Consider the following 20,081-nt stretch of genomic DNA (forward strand, 5'->3'; position numbering starts at 1 on the left):
GGTATGATTGTGAATAATTAGATAACAACTTTAATATCCGTACGGGTAGAGATATGGGAGAACCCTGTGAACAGATGTGTACTGCAAAGGAGCGGCACACCATTTGGTCATGGGGTTTTTCGTGTTGTCGGAGGTTATCTGGTTGCAAAAAATTTAGAGGAGGAACAGGAATGAAAGGCAGGAAGTGGCTGATTTGTATGATGGCATGTGCTATAGGCTTGGGTACGGATTTAAGGTTGAACTCCATTCAACCGGCAGCGGCTGAAAGTGCAATCCCCCGTTTGCTGATCACAGAAGTCGTTCCGGACACGGACAATTATGCGGGATATGATGCGTTTGAGTACATTGAAATCTATAATAACAGCAATCAGGAGATCAATCTTCAAGGCTATCATATTGCTTCTAGCAACTGGAATACGACGATTGAGAATCCGATTAAAATCGCTCCGTGGGATACCGTGTTGTTTTGGCCAAGAAGACAGGAAGTGAAGCCCCTGACGCTGGAGGGCTTTAACCACCTTTATTTCTCCTCATATTCAAGTAAATACATACAACAAGATCATCTACAACCAATAGAAAATGTTGGCGGACTGGTAAACAGTAACAACCAGACAGTCTCCGTTTACGATCCGGGTGGAAAAGAGATCGTAAAAGCAAAGTACCCCGGAAGCCAGGTAAGTGCAAACAAGTCCATTACGCTCGGCTATCCGACAGATGGCAGCAACACGATGAAAACCTTGGCAGGCAGCCAAACGCCGACACCAGGATGGGTGGTATCAGGACAAGCTCCGGCAAGACCGAAACTGGATGACGCGGCACCAGCTGTTCCGGCAGGTATTCAGGCACAGGCAGGAAACGGTGAAATCGATCTAACATGGAGTCCCAATAGAGAAACAGATCTCTATCGTTATAATATCTACAAAAATGGCAATCTCGAATATTCGGTTCATCCGTCCAAAACTGCATTCCGATTGTCTGCCCTGATTGGCCATCTCAATTATGATCTCCAGATCACGGCTGAAGATACTTCGGGAAATGAATCACAGAAATCTCCCGTTTTGCGCGTTCAGCCTGATCATCAGCTGATCACGCAAACCGAAAGATCATCCAATGACAGAAATCCCGCTTATCAAACACTATGGGATATTTCCAAGGACGGCCCTGTCATCCCCGGACTGGCAGAGGACCTCGTTCCCCAGGGAATTGGTTATTATAAGAAAAAGAACTGGTTGTTTACCATCAATTATTTGGACGATGGCCGACCAGGAACACTTTGTGTCGTTGATGCTACTACTGAAAAACTAGTAAAGTCACTGGTGCTCTACAATCAGGATGGGACACCTTACACCGGACACGCAGGGGGTGTTACCGTAAGTATGGACCATGTATGGATATCCTCCGAAGAATCTCTATTTACATTGGATGTTGACGATATTGCCGCCGCTCAAAATAATGATGAGCTAACGTTCACAAATGAAATCCCGGTACCCGTAGAAGCGGCTTATGATGTCTATGATGATGACAAAAAGATTCTGTGGGTCGGTGAGTTTTATGAGCCAAACGCCTATCCTACCGATCCCTCTCATCATCTCGTAAACCGGGCCGGTGAAATGCAATTTGCTTGGATGGTAGGTTACAAGCTAAGACCGGATACGGATATGCTGACTCACGAGCAGTGGGACCCTGCAGGCTATGAGCCCGCAAAACCAGACTATGTTTTTTCCACGATCGGTAAGGTACAGGGAGCGATCGTCCAAAAGAAGGGAATTTCTCTGGTCACGTCTTACGGGCGGGCGAATGACAGTGTTTTGTATCGATATAATGACCCGATGAAAGAAGAACCGCATGAATATGTAACCGTTGGGGGAAAAGAAGTGCCTGTTTGGTTCCTTGACGGGGAAAATGCAAAGCCGGTCAAAAGTATTACGGCTATCCCTATGAAAGAGGGAGCCGTACTCGTAAATAGTGATCTGTATGTGTCTTTTGAATCGGGCGCGAACAAATATCGGTATACAGGTTCTTATCCAAGAGACCGGATGCTTAAGATTGATATGAAAACCTTAATGAAGGATGACAGAAATACAGAAAAAGAAGAGCGCCAATAAGAGAAAAGACCAGCTGTCTTAAACGGCTGGTTTTTTTGTTCTGTCCAAACAAAAACAAAAAAACAGAAATAAAGTAGGTGCAGATTCTAACGGCGGGTTACTCACCGGAAATCATGGACCAGGGCAAAACCGTGGGTTATCAAGTGTTTGGCCGGATTTCTTTTTTCATCGGAACGTTATTTATTGCGACGCTTGCCTTTTTTCTCTCTGAAAAAATGATCATGGTCAATAAGTAAACCCCTGAAGCTCAGCTTCAGGGGTTTGGATTTTCTATTATTTCTTTAACTTATTCCATGTAGCATCAAGTGCTTCCAATGTTTCTTTTTCTGATTTCTTCTTGCCAACATAGGCTTGAAGAGCAGATCCAAACTCTTGGCCAGCACCATCAGGATATTTCATGAACTGCCAAGTATACGTTTTACCTTCTTTGGAGTACTTCTGGATTTCAGCGCCAAGTGGTCCGATATCTTCTGCCTTTGCGTCAATGTTCTTGAAGGCAGGGATGTATTTGAATTCCTTCGTCAATGCTTCTTTTCCTTCTTTAGAAGAAACCATCCAGTTCAAGAAGTCTTTTGCTGCTTTTTTATCAGCCTCAGGAGCTTTGTTGTATACGACCCAGTTACTCGGTACATCTGCCATGAGCTTATCTGCTTCTTTTTCATTGTTGTTCAATGCCATTGGAATAAAACCAACATCCATGTTCGGTGTGATTTTGTCGATCATCGGCTGAATCCAGTTTCCTTGCTGGATCATTGCTGCATCACCGCTGGCAAATAGGGTTACTTGTGTGTTGTAGTCAGTAGTTAACGGGTTTTTGTTGCCATATTTAATCGTCAGGTCAAGCAATTTGAAATAATCGTCAAAATACTTGCTGTCTGCGATTTTTGATTTTCCTTCGTTCAAACCATTAATAAAATTTTTGTCTGCACTTTCCTGATAAGCCAATGGAACATTCAAGCCGTGGTTTGCAAGCACCCACCACTCGCCGTAACCGACTGAGAAAGGTGTGATGCCTTTGGCTTTTAATTTTTTCGCTGCGGCTTCCAGCTCAGAGAATGTAGTAGGAAGCTTGGTAATTCCTGCTTTTTTGAACAATTCCTTGTTGTATGCAAATCCGTAGCCTTCAAGGTTAACCGGCTGGCCAAGCACTTTTCCGTCCAGAGTCATTGGCTTCAATGCATTAGGATAGGCATTTTTTACCCATGGCTGATCGGAAAGGTCTTCGAGTTTGTCTTTCCATGTGACGGCATCCTGATAGCCAGAGCTGGTGAAAATATCAGGCGCTTTGTTGGAAGCAAACTTCGCTTTTAGAGCTGCACCACCGTCTGCACCACCGCCTACGGTTTCAATGTTAAAAGTAACGTTTGGATGTTCTTTTGTATACTGGTCGGTCAATGCTTTAAGCTGGTCGGCAATTTCTACTTTGCCCTGGAACATATCAATGACGACTTTGTCGCCTTTGCTTCCGCTTGCTTTGTCTCCTGATGCACCATCACTGGAACAAGCTGCTGTGAAAAGAAGTGACGCGGAAAGCACACCTGCTGCTAATGAAAACTTTTTCATGTTTTTAACCATGATTTTACCCTCCTGAACATGATTCATTTATAGTTTGAAAAAAGAATAACCTTATTTGATGGAACCGCTGGTAATACCTTTAATAATGTGCCTTTGCATGGAGAAGAAGAAAATGAGCAAAGGAATGATGCCCAGGATCAAAGCGGCAAGTGCCAGATCCCACTGCTTCGTATACTGTCCAAAGAAGAAGAACGTAGCGAGTGGTACTGTTCGTAATTCCGGATTTTGCAGAACGAGTGACGGGAGCAGGAAGTCATTCCAAATCCACAGGCTGTTCAGAATTACAATGGTTACTGTAATCGGTCTTAGCAGCGGGAACACAATTCTCCAGAATACTCCGAACCGGGAACATCCATCGATGATCGCTGCTTCTTCCAGTTCTTTTGGAATTCCTTTAATAAAGCCGTGATACAGGAAGATCGTCATCCCGGATCCGAATCCAAGATACATGATGACCAGTCCCCAGATGCTGTTGAGAAGGCCGAATGTTCCGGCTGTTTTGATCAAGGGAATCATAATGGACTGAAACGGAATGATCATGGCTGCAACAAACGTCATGAAAATGATATTGCTGATTTTCTTTTTGGTCCGGACCAGCATGTAGGCGGCCATGGAACAGAAGACCACAAGAACGACGTTGCTGGCGACCGTAACGATCAGTGAGTTTGAGAATACTTTCAGGTAGTTCAGCTTTTCGAATGCGTTTACATAGTTCTCAAATTGAAAGACCTTGGGAAGCGCCGAAGTATTGGTCAGGATTTCGGCGAACGGCTTCAGAGAATTTGAGATTACGTAATAGAAAGGAACCAAAAAGAGCAGGCCGAGCAGAACCGCAAGGATTTCAACAATGAATGTTTTGCCCGTATATTTGTTTTCCATCACGATTCAACCTCCTTTTTCTTCGTGTACATAACCTGAATGACCGTAATGGCGGCAACAACGATGAAGAAGATCAGCGCTTTCGCTTCACCAATTCCGTAACGGTTGTTAACAAAGGCTTCTGTGTAAATGTTCAGTGCCAGCATCTCGGTTGACTTGAACGGCCCGCCGTTCGTCAGGGACAGGTTGGCATCAAAGATTTTGAACGATGATGCAGTGGTTAAGAATAAACAAATCGTTACCGCTGGTGCTACCATCGGGATGGTAATATGGCGGAGGATCTGCCATCGATTGGCACCATCTATACGGGCAGCTTCCACGATTTCCTGAGGAACATTCTGCAGAGCGGCAATGTAGATGATCATGATGTAGCCGGCACCCTGCCACACACTGACAATCACGATTCCCCAAAACGCCGTTTTTGCATCTCCAAGCCAGGCCATTTCAAAAAGTGGAATACCCGTGATTTGTCCGATGGATGCAAATCCTTTGACGAAAATAAACTGCCAGATGAAGCCTAAAAGCAATCCGCCGATTAAGTTCGGCATGAAGAATACGGTACGCAGAATGTTTCTTGTCTTTAGCATTTGTGTGACCAAAATGGCAAGCGCAAATCCAATCACATTGGTAAGTATAATGGCAACGACTGTGTATTTAGCGGTCAGCAGAAACGAAGCCTGAAATTGCTTGTCTTCCGTGAATAAGTATTTGAAATTATCGAATCCGACCCAATTGATATTCCCTGTTACTCCGTTCCAATCGGTAAAGGCGTAATAGATCCCGGTAAAGAAAGGAATTAAAACGATTATTGTAAACGCTAACAGAACAGGGCCGACAAAAAGAGTGAATAATCCTGCATCTTTCCATTTTTTCTTGGAAGCCATGGAAACAGGCTTTGATACGTTGGTGTTTTTTTGTAAGGCACCGCCTTGAAGATTTGTAGCTTTCGTCTGACTATTCACATAAAGCACCTCCCGTACCTTTTATTTTAGGGATTCCTGAAATTTATGAAACGGCTTACATTGACCAACAGGGTGGAAAATATTGAACAGTGATTTTTGAATCAAGGAATGAGAAGGTTATGCTACAATAAAGAAAAATCTGTAAGCAATATAATTCAAGGGAGGAAGGTTAGCCGAAAGTATAGCTGACCAAATTGGTATGCAGTGGGGGATCCGAAAGAAACTCATCATCTTATTGCTTGTAGCAACCGTGCTTCCGTTTGGAACCTCGATTGCCGTCACGTATTATCAAACCACACAAGCTCTCAATGACCGCTTTGTTTCCACAAACCATGATTTAATTCAAAAAGGGGAAGAGGACCTGGCTGCATACTTTGATGAAGTCGCAGATATGGGAACGGTTTTATACCGGTATACTCCTTTTATGAATGTAATGAGGGGGGGAGTATCGGCCGACTTCAACAACAACCAGGAAGAGGTTCGACGGCTGCTCGCCTATTTATTTAATACTCGTCCAGAAATTGAACAGATGCATCTGTATATCGATAAAGAAAAAGATTCGTATACCAATTTTCATTCTTCCATCAGCGGAAGAGGGAAGTATGAGAACATTTTTTCACATCCGTATTATGCTCAATTGAAAAAGAACAGCACGTTTTCCATCATTGAGCCGCCGCATAAAATTTATCCTTATAATCATTTGTCAGATATCCCAGACTCTGAAAAGAAAAAAGTCTTGAGCTTTCATAATATTATTCGTGATGTTCCATCCGATAAGTTTCTTGGCTTCCTGTCGATTGATATTAACCTTTCAAAGATTAGCTCCCTGTCAAACCGGCTGTATACAAAGGGTGTTGAAGATCTGTACATTATGGATGACCAAGGGAATATCGTTTATTCGTCCAATGAAAAACAAATTGGCAACAAAAATAAAGAAAAATGGTTCCACCATGTAAAGAGCAGTGATAAAAGCAGCAAAAGCCTGGAATGGCAGGACAACAAATTTTCGGGAGAGATTGTGTACGAGCGTTTTTCGGCTCCATATAAAAACTGGTATATTGTAAAAAGAATTCCGTATGACGTTCTTTATCAGAGCGCAAGGGAAACCGCATTGATGAATATTTTTATCGGCATTATAACGTTGATCATCGTTCTTTTGGCGACATTATTTGTTTCACTTAAACTGACCGCGCCGATAAAAGTATTAAGCAACAACATGAAAAAGGTGGAAAATGGGGAACTCGAAGCTGACTTCGATTCGTTGGGGAATGATGAAATCGGCATGCTTGGCCGCAACTTCAAATCGATGATCACCAAGATCAATCAGCTAATCGACAGGGAATACAAACTGGAGATTGAAAATAAATCATCTCAGCTCAGGGTGCTGCATTCTCAGATCAACCCTCATTTCCTTTACAATGCACTTCAGTCCATTGGTACGCTGGCCCTTAAATCGAATGCTGCGTCTGTCTATTCGTTGTTAACCTCCTTATCCAACATCATGAGGTACAGCATGAACATGAAAGAAGATGTTGTTCCATTGAACCTGGAGCTGAGGCATGTAAAATCGTATTTGGTGCTTCAAAAGCAGCGGTTCGAAGACAAATTTGAATATGAGCTTCAGGTTGAAAAAGAAGTGGAACAGGTTCTGGTTCCGAAAATGATTTTACAGCCCATTGTGGAGAACAGCTTCAAGCACGGCTTTGACCAGCAGATCGAGGAAGCGGCCGTCACGATCAAAGCGCATGCCATGGATGAAGAAAAAATTAAGCTGTCCGTGAGCGATAACGGAAGGGGCATTGATACGCAGCAATTAAAGGACTTGAGGGGTGCGCTTTTCGAGGAAAGTCCATCTGAAGAAGAACGCAGCGAAGCCATCGGGTTAAAAAACATTTATGACCGGCTTCAGATCTATTACAGCAATCAGGCAAAAATGTCGGTGGAAAGCGGGGATGCCGGAGGCTTTACAGTGACCATTGAGATCCCCAGGGTAATGCCAAAAGAGGTGAACAATCATGAAAGTCTTGATTATTGATGATGAGAAACACGTCCGGGATGGAATCCGGCTGCTTGGTGCCTGGGAAGAAAACGGTATCGGTGAATTTTATGAAGCCGAAAATGGGGAAGATGCCATCCGTTTGATTCAAGAGCACCGGCCAGAGATTATATTTTCCGATATGAAAATGCCAAAGATGGATGGCACGCAGCTTCTTGAATGGATTAAGACGAATCAGCCGAAAAGCAAAACCGTTGTAGTAACCGGTTATGATGATTATCACTATATGAGAAAAGCAATTCATTTTGGGAGCTACGACTACCTTCTTAAACCAATTGATCCGGAAATCCTGAATCAAACGTTGAAAAACGCAGTAGAGGAATGGAAGAAAGAAGAAGCTGATCGCAAAAGCAAGGATAGCAGCTACCAGATGATCAATGAAATGAAACCTGTATTTCGTGACCGGAAGCTTACCCAGCTTGTAAGCAGTGACAGTATCAAGGATGAGCTGTACAAAGAGCTTGGCTTTCAATTGTCTCAAACCTATATGGTTGCTCTTATGCGGCTGGATGGCAAAACGATTAAATCGTTTCAGGGAGACAGAGATCTTGCTTACTTTACAATTTTAAATGTGATCAATGAAATTCTTATGGACTGTGACTGCGGGATCGGCTTCCGCTACCTCTCCAGCAAGGGCGAAATTGTTATGATTTTCTGGAACAAGCTCGACCAGATCGAGGAACGTCTGTCCGAGATTCATCAGACACTGAAGAGGGTATTGAATCGTTCCTGCCCGATTGCCATCGGGGAAGCAGTTACTGGTACCGCCGGGTTGCTGCAATCGTATCAGCATGCCAAGCAAGTGCTGCTTTCTAGTAATCTGTTGGAGCGGAAAGAAAAGCGGGTCTATGGACCGGATACGGTACAAGTTATCTCACCGAAAAGCCTGATGTCTTATAGTTCCGACATTGAAGGGGGCATGATGGCTGGACGAATTGAAGCGTTTGACGATCTCATTGAGGATGTGACAAACGATTTTACCGAGAACGGATATTTGTCATTGAAGCAGTTGCTGCATTTTGAAAACGAATATCAGGTGATCAGCAACACATGGTTCAAGCATTACAATATTCCGATCGGCTCAAGTGAAAGCATTGAAAAACGGATTGATCCCTATTTTGATGCCGGGGGCACGTTTAATCTGGAAGACTACAAAAAAAGAATCCGCCGGGAAATTTCCGTCTTTCTGAAAAAAGTAAAGAAGGCTTCAAAACAAAAGGGCAACATCATACATGAGATTGAAAAGTATTTGCAGTCCCACTTTGACCGGGATGTAAAACTTCAGGAAATTTCGGACCATTTTTACATCAGCAGGGAGTATATTTCGAGGAAATTCAAGCAGGAGCTCAATGTTAACATTTCGGATTATTTGGTAAGAATCCGCATGAACAAAGCAAAATCCTTATTAAAAAACAGTGACCTGAAAATCTATGAAATTGCGAACATGATCGGCTATCAGGATGATAAATATTTCCGTAAGGTATTCAAAAAGGTAGAGGGCATTACCCCAAATGAATACCGCGATCAATATTCAGTAAAATAGACACTATAGCTTTTAAAGAAGATGTTGAAATGATCAGGATCACTTCCGCCTTGGTCAGTTAGCCAGTTAGTTGCTAGTGAATCACCAAAAGTCATACTATTAAACAAGACCTTTCTGACAGAAAGGTCTTCAACGTTTAAGCGCTCGTTTCCATTCTAAAATCACTGTGTCTTCCGTCTGGGTGAGATAAGGATTGGCTCCAATGCATTTTCTTGCGGCAGCAGAGATTATCTGTTTTTTGGCGATGCTGGCTGTGTTTTTTACAGCAGCAGAAGCTTTACCTCTTCCATCATAAAAGAATGGAGGATTAACCAAGCGTTCCGACGTACTCATCAAATCTCCCCCTTTATTAGAATATTTTGTAAGTTAATTATAAAGGAAATTATTGGTTACGGCAACAGGGATTCAATGCCGTTAACCCATGGAAAACAGGGTTCAATATATTCCACCTTATCCGTCAATGTAAGCCGTTTCATTACGCTGTTGATTCTCTAAAATGTAAAATGGACAGGAAAAAGTTTTTGATGAAAAGTTGGAGGTTTGACATGAGCAAAATATGGTGGAAAGAAAGTGTCATCTATCAAGTGTATCCCCGCAGCTTTATGGACAGCAACGGCGACGGAATCGGGGATTTGAAAGGCGTAACAACAAAGCTTGATTATTTAAAAGAACTTGGGATTGACGTCATCTGGCTCTGCCCGATGTTTAAGTCACCCAACGACGATAATGGCTATGATATTTCGGATTATCAGGACATAATGAATGAGTTCGGTACATTGGCAGATTTTGATGAGCTGCTGGCGGAAGTGCACAAGCGGGGCATGAAGCTGATCCTTGACCTGGTGATCAATCATACGAGTGATGAGCATCCATGGTTTATTGAATCGCGTTCTTCCAAAGATAATCCAAAGCGGGACTGGTATATCTGGCGTGATGGAAAGAATGGAAAAGCGCCAAACAACTGGGAGTCCATTTTCAGCGGGCCGGCCTGGAAGTATGATGAACAAACCGACCAATATTTCATGCACATTTTCTCCGAACGTCAGCCTGACCTGAACTGGGAGAATCCGGAGGTGAAAGATGCCCTTTATGACATGGTGAATTGGTGGCTTGAAAAGGGAATCGACGGTTTTCGCGTAGATGCCATTTCACACATCAAAAAAGAACCGGGCTTTCCAGATATGGAGAATCCTGACGAGCTGGAGTGTGTCTCCTGTTTTCCGTTTATGATGAACGTGGAAGGCATTGATGAATGGCTCACCGAGCTTTCACAAAAAACATTTAAGAAATACGATGTTATGACAGTTGGAGAAGCCAATGGTGTAAAAATTGAAGAAGCTGAAAAATGGGTCGGCGAAGACAATGGCCATTTTAATATGATTTTTCAGTTCGAGTTTCTGGACCTTTGGGATAAAGATGCGGAAGAGGGCGTTGATGTTGCTGGGCTGAAGAAGGTGTTAAGCAAGTGGCAAACAGGGCTTGAGGGAAGAGGATGGAATGCGCTTTTCATCGAAAACCATGACCAGCCTCGCCGTGTTTCCACATGGGGGAACGACCAGAACTATTGGTCAGAAAGCGCCAAAATGCTGGGAGCACTGTACTTTCTTATGAAAGGAACACCGTTCATTTATCAGGGCCAGGAAATTGGCATGACCAACGTTCAGTTTCCTTCGATAGAAGACTACAATGATGTGGGAATGGTTAACTATTACCGCATCGAAATGGCAAAGGGCCGCTCGCATGACGAGATCATGAACATCATCTGGAAAACAGGGCGAGATAATTCCCGTACCCCAATGCAGTGGAATGCTGAACATATGGGAGGCTTTACGACCGGTGATCAAACGTGGCTCGGTGTTAATCCGAATTACAAAGAAATTAATGTAGAAGGACAATGGAACAACCCGGATTCCATTTTAAGCTTTTACAAAAAATTGATCACGATGCGCAAGGACAATCCAATCTGGGTATACGGCGTATACGAATTGTTGCTTGAGGATCATCCTGAACTTTTTGTTTATACGCGAACACTTGATGACAAATGTGCCATCGTCATCAACAATTTCAGTGGCCAGCCTTCAGAGTTTGAAGTGCCGGACGATCTGGCATTTGAATCATCACAATTGGTGCTCAACAATTACAAGGTGACAGACACTATGCTGTCTAAGCAGATTGCCCTTCAGCCTTATGAAACGAGGGTTTATCTCTTAAGCTAATAACAAGAGGCCGTGTACCAAGAAAGGTATGCGGCCTCTTGTTTATGCTTATTACTGATCAACCAGTGTCTTTTCCAAAAATTCATCCAACCGTTCGTATTGGGAGGTAACACCTTCAATGATGCCCATCTCTTTGACCTGCTGCAGTGCTTCTTCCGTTGCGAAGGTAGTGCGGGTAATGACGTTTGTTTTATCATTCTGTTCAACAAACTCCATCGTGATCAGAAGCTCTGGCATGTTTTCCATGCGATTGCCGTTGCTGTCCACGAAGGTGTCTTTGTATACAAGCCTTTCAGGAGCTGCAATCTCCTCGTAAAATGCTTTGCCGCAGGATTCCTGACCGTAAAACTCTCCCTGATTTTTGTCCGTGCACTTCATGCAGTAATACCACACACCGCCCGGCTTAAAATCAAATTCCCGTATTTCTGTCTGCCAGCCTTTTGGCCCCCACCAGTTCGCCAGGTGTTTGGGATCAGAAAAGGCTTGAAAAACAAGATTCCTTGGGGCGTCAAAGACTCTCTCCACAACTAATACTCGGCCTTCAGTGCTCGTTTTTAAAGAGTGGGACATGATCATTTTCCTCCTAAATGGTTAGTCACTGCTTTTCTTGAAACGAGGATCAGTCTTTTCCTTGAAGCTTTTGCAAATACTCATCCAAACGGTCAAATCGTTCCTCCCATACATGCTCGAAGGAGGTAAGCCATCCATCCAAATCTTTGAACGGCTGCTGGCACAGCTTGTAAATCCGCATGTTTGCTTGAGCTTTGACCTCAACAAGACCCGCTTTATTTAAAACACCAAGATGTTTCGACGTCTGAGGTTGGAGAAGCTCCAGCTTTTCTGCGATCTCCCCTACTGTAAGGGGACCTTCACGTAATAGCTCAACAATCTGGAGGCGCTTAGGCTCGGCAAGTGCAGATAAGGTGGCATTGATGTTCGCGCTCATATCAGGTGTCTCCTTTCATTACTAATATACCTCGATAGGAATATTCTTGTAAAGGAATATTTAGATGAATTTAGGAAATATTTTTAATTTTGTTTATAATGGAGAACAGAAAGCTGAAAATGCAGGAACATTATTGGTATCGAACATGCTGATCAAAATAATACAAACAAAATAAAAAAGGAGATAATCGTTTTGGAACGGTATTTTTCAATAAGCGAAATGGCTTCCATTCATGGAGTTTCCAGGCAAACCCTCATTTATTATGATAAGATTGAGCTGTTTCAGCCTGTACATATTGATGAAAACGGTTATCGTTTTTATGCGGCAGAGCAGATACCGTTTTTGCGTGAAATCTGCTTTTTAAAATCCATCGGCATTAAGCTGAATGATATCAAAGAGCATATCGGGAACCGCAACCTGACTTCTGCTATCTCTTTATTGGAATATCATCATGACTTGCTTCAACGGGAGATCGATTCGCTGCAAAAAGCAAAAATGTTCATTCAGCAGAGGCTGGGGAAATATTCGGAGGCCTCCCGTTTTAAAAGTGATCTGGATCAGCCGGTCATTGAGCAATTTCCGGAGAGGAAGGTCGTGTTCGTTCCTTTTGAAAATGAGATTTGCAGAAAGGAGCTTCACGTTACACTCATGAAAGCCTGGCATATCCTTAGCCAACAGGAAATGCTTCCATCAGATGGGTTTGGTACTCTGATTTTGAAAGACCAGTTGGGAACCAATCAGGTTTTTAAGGGAGCGGGCATTTTTACAGCGCTTCCTCTGGACGATACGGTTACGGAACAACTCAGGATTTTGCCAGCGGGGCAGTATGCCTGCATGTATAAATATGGGATGCCTTATGAGACGCAATGTCTGAAGGAACTGGTTCAGTGGATAGAGGAACAGGGCTACCGGATTACAGGAGATGTCATAGACGCCTGTCTGCTTGATACAACATTTTATGAAACCGAACAGAATGTGGATTTTTGCCAGCTGCAAATTCCTGTAGAAAAAATGGTTTGATGTTTTTATTGACTGTATAGCTGTTATACACCTTAGCATAAAGGTATAGACAAATTACTGGGAGGTTTTACTATGCCTGCAACAACCAAGGTAAAAGTAACGGACTTAAGGTCAGCTCTCGAACTTTTGAAAACGGTTCCAGAGCAGTTGATTGAAACAAGCGAACCCGTGGATCCGCATGCGGAGCTTTCAGGCGTCTACCGTCATGTTGGTGCAGGGGGAACGGTCAAACGGCCGACGCAAATCGGTCCTGCCATGCTGTTTAATCATGTTATAGGCCATGAGGATGCTAGTGTTATCATCGGGCTGCTCGCAAGCAGAGAACGCGTAGGCCTTCTGCTTGATACACCGGCGGACCGCCTTGGCTTCCTGCTGAATGAAGCGGTCAAAGCGCCCATACAGCCGGTAACCATCCCGAATGAAAAAGCAAAGGCCCAGGAAGTGGTGCATTATGCGGACGAACCCGGATTTGATATCCGCAAGCTCATTCCTGCTCCAACGAACACGGAAGAGGATGCAGGGCCTTATATCACAATGGGCATGTGCTATGCATCAGATACCGAAACGGCAGAGTCGGACGTGACCATTCACCGACTATGCCTGCAAAGCAAAGACGAAATGTCGATGTACTTTGTTCCCGGCAGGCACCTGGAGACGTACCGGCTTAAGGCAGAACAAGAAGGAAAACCGCTGCCGATTTCGATCAGCATCGGGGTAGATCCGGCGATTGAAATTGCGGCTTGCTTTGAACCGCCAACCACGCCGCTTGGCTTCAATGAATTAAGCATTGCAGGAGCCATCAGGAAAGAGGCGGTGGAACTGGTTCCTTGCCTGACTATCGATGAAAAAGCGATTGCCAATGCGGAATATGTAATTGAAGGCGAGCTGATTCCAAACGTAAGGGTAAGGGAAGATCAGAATACAAACACAGGCAAAGCTATGCCTGAATTTCCGGGTTACACAGGGCCTGCAATAGCGGAGCTTCCCCTGATCAAAGTGAAGGCTGTAACCCATCGCAAAAATCCCATTATGCAGACGGTCATCGGACCAAGTGAAGAGCATGTCAATATGGCAGGCATTCCAACCGAAGCCAGCATACTGCAAATGGTGGACCGAGCCATGCCGGGAAAACTCTTAAACGTGTATGCCCATTCATCCGGCGGAGGGAAATACATGGCGGTCTTGCAGTTTAAAAAGAGCCTTCCTGCAGACGAAGGCCGCCAGCGGCAAGCTGCACTGCTAGCATTTTCCGCCTTTTCCGAGTTAAAGCATATTATCATCGTGGACGAGGATGTGGATCTCTTTGACAGCAACGATGTGATGTGGGCCCTGAATACCCGTTTTCAGGGTGATGTGGATACGATGATGCTGCCAGGGGTCCGCTGCCATCCGCTCGATCCTTCACAAAGCCCGGAATACAGTCATACCATCCATCAAAAAGGGGTTTCGTGCAAAATGATCTTCGACTGTACCGTGCCATTTCATCTAAAGGAACATTTTAAACGGGCAGAATTTAAAGAAGTGGATCCGAGCCGCTTTGCTCCGGATTTATTCAAAAGTTGATGAAAATCATTGTAGCGATCACCGGAGCAACGGGTGCGGTATTTGGAATCCGTCTCCTTGAAAAATTGAAGGAAGCGGGAGTGGAAACGCATTTTGTGCTTTCTTCTTGGGCGAGGACGACGATTGTACATGAAACCTCCTATTCTATTAAAGACGTCGAAGGAATGGCCGATTTTTTCTATTCGAACAAGGATCAGGCCGCAAGAATTTCAAGCGGATCGTTCCGGATCGATGGCATGATCGTCGCACCATGCAATATGAAGACGCTGGCTTCAATAAGAATCGGTTTGGCAGATAACCTGATTTCAAGAGCAGCGGATGTCATGCTGAAGGAACGGAAGAAATTGCTGTTGATGACAAGGGAAACCCCGTTAAATACGATTCATTTGGAAAACATGACGGAGCTTTCAAGAATGGGAGCGATTATCTTTCCACCGATGCCCGCTTTCTATAATCTTCCGGAAACACTCGAGGACCTGATTGATCATCAGGTGTACAGGATGCTCGACCAGTTTGGCATCGTGCGTAATGAAGCGAAAAGGTGGCAAGGGCTTGGGAATCGCCAATAAAAATACCGAAAGAGCGGAGTGAAATCATGCAGCTTAAACAACTATCATTAGGTACAAGAACCATGCAGTATGCGGACTATCCAGGGAGCAAGGGCACGATCATTGCCATTCATGGATTAACCGGCAATCATAAACAAATGCACTATTATGCCGAAAAGCTCAAAGGGGATTACCGCGTCATTGCGGTGGATTTGAGAGGCAGAGGAAACAGTTCAGCAGCAGATGAGAACACCAGTCTTTTTCAGCATGCGGAGGATATCATTACACTCATTAAAGAGTTGAAAATTGAGGAACCCCTCTTACTCGGTTACTCCATGGGAGCTTTTATTTCAGCTGTAGTCGCAAGCGAGATGGAGGACGTGAAAGGCGTGATATTACTGGATGGGGCTGCGGCATGCACTCAGCAGCAGCGGGATATTGTGCAGCCATCCCTTAGCAGGCTGAGTAAAACCTATGAAACTCAGGAACAATATATCAAAGAGCTTAAGGAAATCTATGGACGCCTTGGTGTCACCTGGACCGATCATTTGAAAAGTGTGGCAGAATATGAGACACATGAAGTGAATGGACATTGGGAGAACAAGTCTTCAGAGGTGGCCATTGAATCTGATTTTAATAGCTTTTATTCCTTTGTGCCGGAGGAGATCTGTTCAAAAGTAACCTGCCCGGTTTTGCTCGTCCATGCCAGCGGGGCGATCGGCACGTTTCCGCCGCTCTTTTATGCAGAAGCTTATGACGAGACCAGAAAGCACATTGAAGATCTTGAAAATGTAACTTCAGACTGCAACCATTACACTATGGTGTTTGAAAACCGTGAAGAAATCAATAAAGCGATTTTGACTTTCTTAACAAAAATAGCTAGCAAAGTGCACAATCAATTGTTGTAATCTTCGGAATTTTGTTGTACTATAATGGTAATTAAAAATGATTGCCTATTCATTAGCGATTAAAAAATGCCCTTTTTTAATACTAAACTAGTGAACTTCCGGCTGTCTTGAACACTTGCTATCTAATATTTAGATAGTAATGTTTAAGACGGCCTTTTTTGTTGGCAACAATGAAAACGCTTTGATTTTATTCAAGGTAATACATCACAGGAAGGTGAGGCAGATGGCGACAGGGTTATCCTACTTTAAGGAAGTGTACGATGTGGTTCCCGGCTGGGTTCAGAAAATGCATGATTACCGGCCGGCCGCATTGGACCATTATACAAGCTTGCGCAGCGACATCATGCAGGACGGAGCATTATCAAGAAAGGAAAAAGACATTCTTCTTGTGGGCATGAATGCTGCACGATTATATGAGAGAAGCATGATCTATCACACAAAAGGAGCGCTGGACTATGGTGCAACCCTTTCCGAGCTTGCCGAGTACCTCATCGTTCCTTACCTGTATAACGGTAACGGGGCGCTTAAAACAGGTGTTAAGTCACTGGAATACGCTCTTACATTGAAGGACCGGGACTTTACCCCTCTGGCAGCGGGTGAGCACACCACAGAGGAACTGATGTCTCACATGATCGGGCTGCTGGGTAATGAGGACTCCGCATTTGCTCAACAGGTGCTTAACCTGATCAGGGAAGGTGAAGAGCAGGAAGTGGATAGCTTCATTTTAAGTGAGGCTGTAGTTGCCCAAAAGCTAAAACACATTTTAATGACAGGTATTTATATTACAGAACTAAAGGGAAAACAGGCCGGTAAATGGATGGAGAAGGCAAGGGAGTGCGGAGCAACCGAAGAAGAGCTTGCAGATACAGGATTCATCTGCTTATTGACCGCAGGAATTCCCGCGTGGTTTGAAGCAAGTGATTCATTAACCGAAATCAAAGGATGATTAACATGACAAAATTGCTGCCGGATGGCACGTCAGCTCTTGAAGCCGTTAAAACGGGTGACACGATCATGGTCGGGGGATTTGGACTGATTGGTGCTCCACTAACATTAATCGATGCGCTCACAAACAAGGATGTAAAGGATTTAACGATCATCAGCAATAATCTTGGTGAAAAGGGCAAGGGCCTGGGGATTTTGCTGGGAGAGAAAAAGATCAAAAAAGGAATCGGCTCTTATTTTACAAGCAACCGGGATGTCGGGGATGCCTACCAACGAGGCGAAATTGAACTGGAGCTTCTCCCTCAAGGGACCCTTTCAGAATCGATCCGGGCAGGAGGGGCCGGCATCGGAGGATATTACACCAAAACAGGCGTCGGAACGGAACTGGCCAAAAATAAGGAAGAACGCGAAATCAATGGCGAAAGGTATATTTTTGAACAGGCCATCCGTGCTAATGTGGCACTGATCAGAGCCTGGAAAGCCGATACGCTTGGAAATCTTGTCTATTACAAAACGGCCAGGAATTTCAATCCGGTCATGGCGACCGCCGCAGATGTGGTCATTGCAGAGGTTGATGAGATTGTGGAACCGGGAGAATTGTCTCCAGAAGAAATTGTAACGCCGCATCTCTTTGTTGATGGCATCCTTTTGGCATCCAAGATTCTCACAAACGAAGGGGTTGTCTCTCATGGCTAACGAAATACAGGAATCCATTGCAAGACGGGCGGCAAAGGAACTTAACGGACCGTGTGTGGTAAATCTCGGGATTGGGATTCCCACCCTGGTTGCAAAGTATATTGATGATGAACAAGTCTATTTTCACACCGAAAACGGGTTGCTCGGCGTGACGGATGTAGACGAAGAAAACAAGGATCCGAACCTGGTGAACGCCGGCAAGCTGCCGGTCGGTGAAACGATCGGTGCCTCTTTTTTTAACAGTGCTGAATCATTTGGCATGATTCGCGGCGGACACGTGGACGTCGCCATACTCGGTGTGCTGCAGATGGACCAATCGGGTAAGATCGCGAACTGGGCCGTTCCAGGAAAAAATATCATGGGAGTCGGCGGTGCCATGGACCTGCTCGTCGGAGCCAAAAAGGTCATCGTTACGACGACGCATACGGCGAAGGATGGCAGCAGCAAGCTGTTAAAAGAATGCACATTTCCAATTACGTCTACAAGAAGTGTGGATATGATCATTACGGAATTGGCCGTTTTTGAAGTGAAGGAGAAAAAGCTGGAGCTTGTGGAACTCATGCCGGGTGCCACCCTTGATGAGGTAAAAGAAAAAACAGAGGCGGAGTTTTCCATCCGCCTGAAGGAGGGGGCACTGTGAAGATTCATTCGCTCCATGTATATATTCTTGATTTGCCGACCATTCGTCCCCATCACCTTTCAATGCACACGATCGTCACTCAGACGATTGTGATGGCATGTGTAAAAAGCACCGATGGCCTGGAAGGATGGGGAGAAGTAGCCACCATCGGAGGGGTTTCGTATGGCGAGGAAAGCCCGGAATCGATAAAATTAACCGCCGAAAAATACATTACACCATTGATTCTTGGAAAGGACCCTACCAACTTTGATGCCCTTTCCCACTACATCAGCACGAATGTGAAAGGCAATTATTTTGCCAAAGCGTTGGTTGAATCTTCTGTCGTTGACCTGGTCGCAAAGTCGAAAAACATACCAGCATATGAGCTGTTTGGCGGCAAATGCCATGATTCGCTGTCCGTTGCCTGGACCCTTGCATCAGGAGATACCGGCAAAGACATCGAAGAAGCGCAGAACTGCCTGCAACTGAAAAAGCATAACATCTTCAAGTTGAAAATTGGAAAGGGAGATCCGAAGGAAAATGTGGCACATGTCACTAAGATCAAAGCGGCGGTGGGGGATCAAGCCAGTGTCCGCGTCGATGTGAACCAGGCATGGGATGAGGCGACTTCACTCTATTGCATTGAGGCTCTGGAAGCAGGCGGTGTGGATTTGATTGAACAGCCGCTTGCCGCCTGGAACAATGAAGGAATGACCCGGTTGGTTTCCCGGTTTAAAGTACCGGTGATGGCTGATGAATCACTGGGAACCGTTCAGGATGCCTATCAGATCGCCAAACACCGGGCCGCAGATGTTTTTGCATTAAAGCCGGCTAAAGCAGGTGGATTGACGGCGACCAAGAAAATCGCTGCCATTGCCGAAGCATCAGGCATTCCGCTGTATGGAGGGACGATGATTGAATCGACGCTCGGGACAGCCATCTGCGCCCAGCTTTATTCCACGATTCCGGAGATGAGTTTTGGAACAGAGCTTTTTGGTCCGCTGCTGTTTAAGGACAATGTTACATTAAATGATCTTGACTATGAAAAATTCCAACTGAAAATACCGGAAGGACCTGGTTTTGGACTGGAAGTGGACAAAGAAAAACTTAAGCATTATGCAAGGGAATTCGTGGGAAGCACCATTTAAAACGATCTTTGAAAGGAAGTGATTGCGTTGAGCATGCCGACGTTGCTGATTACCGCCTATGCCAAAGCCCCGCAAAATACGAGCATGTATGAAAATTACAAGTACGCAGGCATCGTCCTAGAAATCCATAAAGAAACCCACATCATCATCAATGCTGAATTCACCTTTTTAACGCAGCTTGCACAGGAATTCTTTAAGCGCATGGTCATTGGCTATGATTTCAGCAAAGAGATTCAGCCACTGATTGAAAAGATTGCTAAGGATTTTCTGGCTCCTTCACAGCAGGCCGTCATCGTGGCGTTAAAAACAGCACATCAACGATATCAAGACAATTTGGAAGAAGGGACCTGAT

20 protein-coding genes are annotated in these 20,081 nt (G+C 44.6%); 14 read left to right on the forward strand and 6 right to left on the reverse strand.

Annotation, left to right across the window (positions count from 1 at the left end; genetic code table 11):
• Positions 1–170 precede the first annotated feature (170 nt).
• The gene (locus tag AS030_RS13300; RefSeq protein WP_061972365.1) at positions 171–2,105 is read left to right on the forward strand and encodes a lamin tail domain-containing protein; all 1,935 of its coding nucleotides are present in this window, start codon (positions 171–173) and stop codon (positions 2,103–2,105) included.
• A 77-nt stretch (positions 2,106–2,182) separates the two neighbouring features.
• Positions 2,183–2,341, forward strand: coding sequence for a hypothetical protein (locus AS030_RS23665; protein ID WP_156412580.1), 159 nt, complete (start codon positions 2,183–2,185; stop codon positions 2,339–2,341).
• Between the two features lie 37 nt (positions 2,342–2,378).
• Here the strand turns inward: AS030_RS23665 and AS030_RS13305 are convergent, their stop codons facing one another.
• The 3 genes from AS030_RS13305 to AS030_RS13315 are packed head-to-tail and all read right to left on the reverse strand — an operon-like array spanning position 2,379 to position 5,443.
• Positions 2,379–3,680 carry an ABC transporter substrate-binding protein gene (locus tag AS030_RS13305; RefSeq protein WP_061972366.1) on the reverse strand — a complete coding sequence of 434 codons (1,302 nt, stop codon included), beginning with the start codon at positions 3,678–3,680 and terminating at the stop codon, positions 2,379–2,381.
• Between the two features lie 51 nt (positions 3,681–3,731).
• Positions 3,732–4,559: a carbohydrate ABC transporter permease gene (locus tag AS030_RS13310; protein ID WP_061972367.1), complete on the reverse strand. Its 828-nt coding sequence runs from the start codon at positions 4,557–4,559 to the stop codon at positions 3,732–3,734.
• Entirely contained in the window at positions 4,559–5,443 is an 885-nt protein-coding gene (locus tag AS030_RS13315) for a carbohydrate ABC transporter permease (RefSeq protein ID WP_090236856.1), read from the reverse strand. The genes AS030_RS13310 and AS030_RS13315 overlap by 1 nt, the downstream gene beginning before the upstream one ends.
• Before the next feature lie 277 nt (positions 5,444–5,720).
• On the opposite strand from AS030_RS13315, the gene AS030_RS13320 reads away from it, so the two are divergent.
• On the forward strand, positions 5,721–7,556 hold the full coding sequence (locus AS030_RS13320) for a sensor histidine kinase (protein WP_061972369.1): 1,836 nt from the start codon (positions 5,721–5,723) through the stop codon (positions 7,554–7,556).
• Positions 7,537–9,120, forward strand: coding sequence for a response regulator (locus AS030_RS13325; RefSeq protein WP_061972370.1), 1,584 nt, complete (start codon positions 7,537–7,539; stop codon positions 9,118–9,120). Before AS030_RS13320 ends, AS030_RS13325 begins: the two co-directional genes overlap by 20 nt.
• Before the next feature lie 129 nt (positions 9,121–9,249).
• Here the strand turns inward: AS030_RS13325 and AS030_RS13330 are convergent, their stop codons facing one another.
• On the reverse strand, positions 9,250–9,453 hold the full coding sequence (locus tag AS030_RS13330; protein WP_061972371.1) for a hypothetical protein: 204 nt from the start codon (positions 9,451–9,453) through the stop codon (positions 9,250–9,252).
• 191 nt (positions 9,454–9,644) lie between these two features.
• Between AS030_RS13330 and AS030_RS13335 the strand changes: the two genes are divergently transcribed.
• Entirely contained in the window at positions 9,645–11,336 is a 1,692-nt protein-coding gene (locus AS030_RS13335) for a glycoside hydrolase family 13 protein (RefSeq protein ID WP_420889653.1), read from the forward strand.
• 51 nt (positions 11,337–11,387) lie between these two features.
• Here the strand turns inward: AS030_RS13335 and AS030_RS13340 are convergent, their stop codons facing one another.
• Together AS030_RS13340 and AS030_RS13345 are read right to left on the reverse strand one after the other, a co-directional pair.
• Positions 11,388–11,906 (reverse strand): SRPBCC domain-containing protein, encoded by a 519-nt coding sequence (locus tag AS030_RS13340; RefSeq protein ID WP_061972373.1) that lies wholly within the window; start codon positions 11,904–11,906, stop codon positions 11,388–11,390.
• A 49-nt stretch (positions 11,907–11,955) separates the two neighbouring features.
• Positions 11,956–12,282, reverse strand: coding sequence for an ArsR/SmtB family transcription factor (locus AS030_RS13345; RefSeq protein ID WP_061972374.1), 327 nt, complete (start codon positions 12,280–12,282; stop codon positions 11,956–11,958).
• 192 nt (positions 12,283–12,474) lie between these two features.
• Here AS030_RS13345 and AS030_RS13350 point away from each other — a divergent pair, with 192 nt between their 5' ends.
• The 9 genes from AS030_RS13350 (at position 12,475) to AS030_RS13390 (ending at position 20,080) form a co-directional block, all read left to right on the forward strand.
• A complete protein-coding gene (locus AS030_RS13350) occupies positions 12,475–13,302 on the forward strand; it encodes a MerR family transcriptional regulator (protein WP_061972375.1) in 828 nt (275 codons plus the stop codon).
• 72 nt (positions 13,303–13,374) lie between these two features.
• Entirely contained in the window at positions 13,375–14,865 is a 1,491-nt protein-coding gene (locus AS030_RS13355; RefSeq protein ID WP_061972376.1) for a UbiD family decarboxylase, read from the forward strand.
• Entirely contained in the window at positions 14,865–15,434 is a 570-nt protein-coding gene (locus AS030_RS13360; RefSeq protein WP_061972986.1) for a non-oxidative hydroxyarylic acid decarboxylases subunit B, read from the forward strand. Before AS030_RS13355 ends, AS030_RS13360 begins: the two co-directional genes overlap by 1 nt.
• 26 nt (positions 15,435–15,460) lie before the next feature.
• Entirely contained in the window at positions 15,461–16,321 is an 861-nt protein-coding gene (locus tag AS030_RS13365; RefSeq protein ID WP_061972377.1) for an alpha/beta fold hydrolase, read from the forward strand.
• A gap of 223 nt (positions 16,322–16,544) precedes the next feature.
• Positions 16,545–17,267, forward strand: a complete 723-nt coding sequence (locus AS030_RS13370; RefSeq protein ID WP_061972378.1) for a carboxymuconolactone decarboxylase family protein — start codon at positions 16,545–16,547, stop codon at positions 17,265–17,267.
• A gap of 5 nt (positions 17,268–17,272) precedes the next feature.
• Complete coding sequence (locus AS030_RS13375) at positions 17,273–17,962, forward strand: CoA transferase subunit A (RefSeq protein ID WP_061972379.1); 690 nt, start codon at positions 17,273–17,275, stop codon at positions 17,960–17,962.
• Entirely contained in the window at positions 17,955–18,602 is a 648-nt protein-coding gene (locus AS030_RS13380; protein WP_061972380.1) for a 3-oxoacid CoA-transferase subunit B, read from the forward strand. The genes AS030_RS13375 and AS030_RS13380 overlap by 8 nt, the downstream gene beginning before the upstream one ends.
• Positions 18,599–19,729 carry a muconate cycloisomerase family protein gene (locus tag AS030_RS13385; RefSeq protein WP_061972381.1) on the forward strand — a complete coding sequence of 377 codons (1,131 nt, stop codon included), beginning with the start codon at positions 18,599–18,601 and terminating at the stop codon, positions 19,727–19,729. Before AS030_RS13380 ends, AS030_RS13385 begins: the two co-directional genes overlap by 4 nt.
• A gap of 33 nt (positions 19,730–19,762) precedes the next feature.
• The gene (locus AS030_RS13390; protein WP_061972989.1) at positions 19,763–20,080 is read left to right on the forward strand and encodes a DUF3870 domain-containing protein; all 318 of its coding nucleotides are present in this window, start codon (positions 19,763–19,765) and stop codon (positions 20,078–20,080) included.
• The last annotated feature ends 1 nt before the right edge of the window (position 20,081 follow it).

It is taken from the genome of Fictibacillus enclensis (assembly GCF_001457035.1).
In the GTDB taxonomy this organism is placed as follows: domain Bacteria; phylum Bacillota; class Bacilli; order Bacillales; family Fictibacillaceae; genus Fictibacillus_C; species Fictibacillus_C enclensis.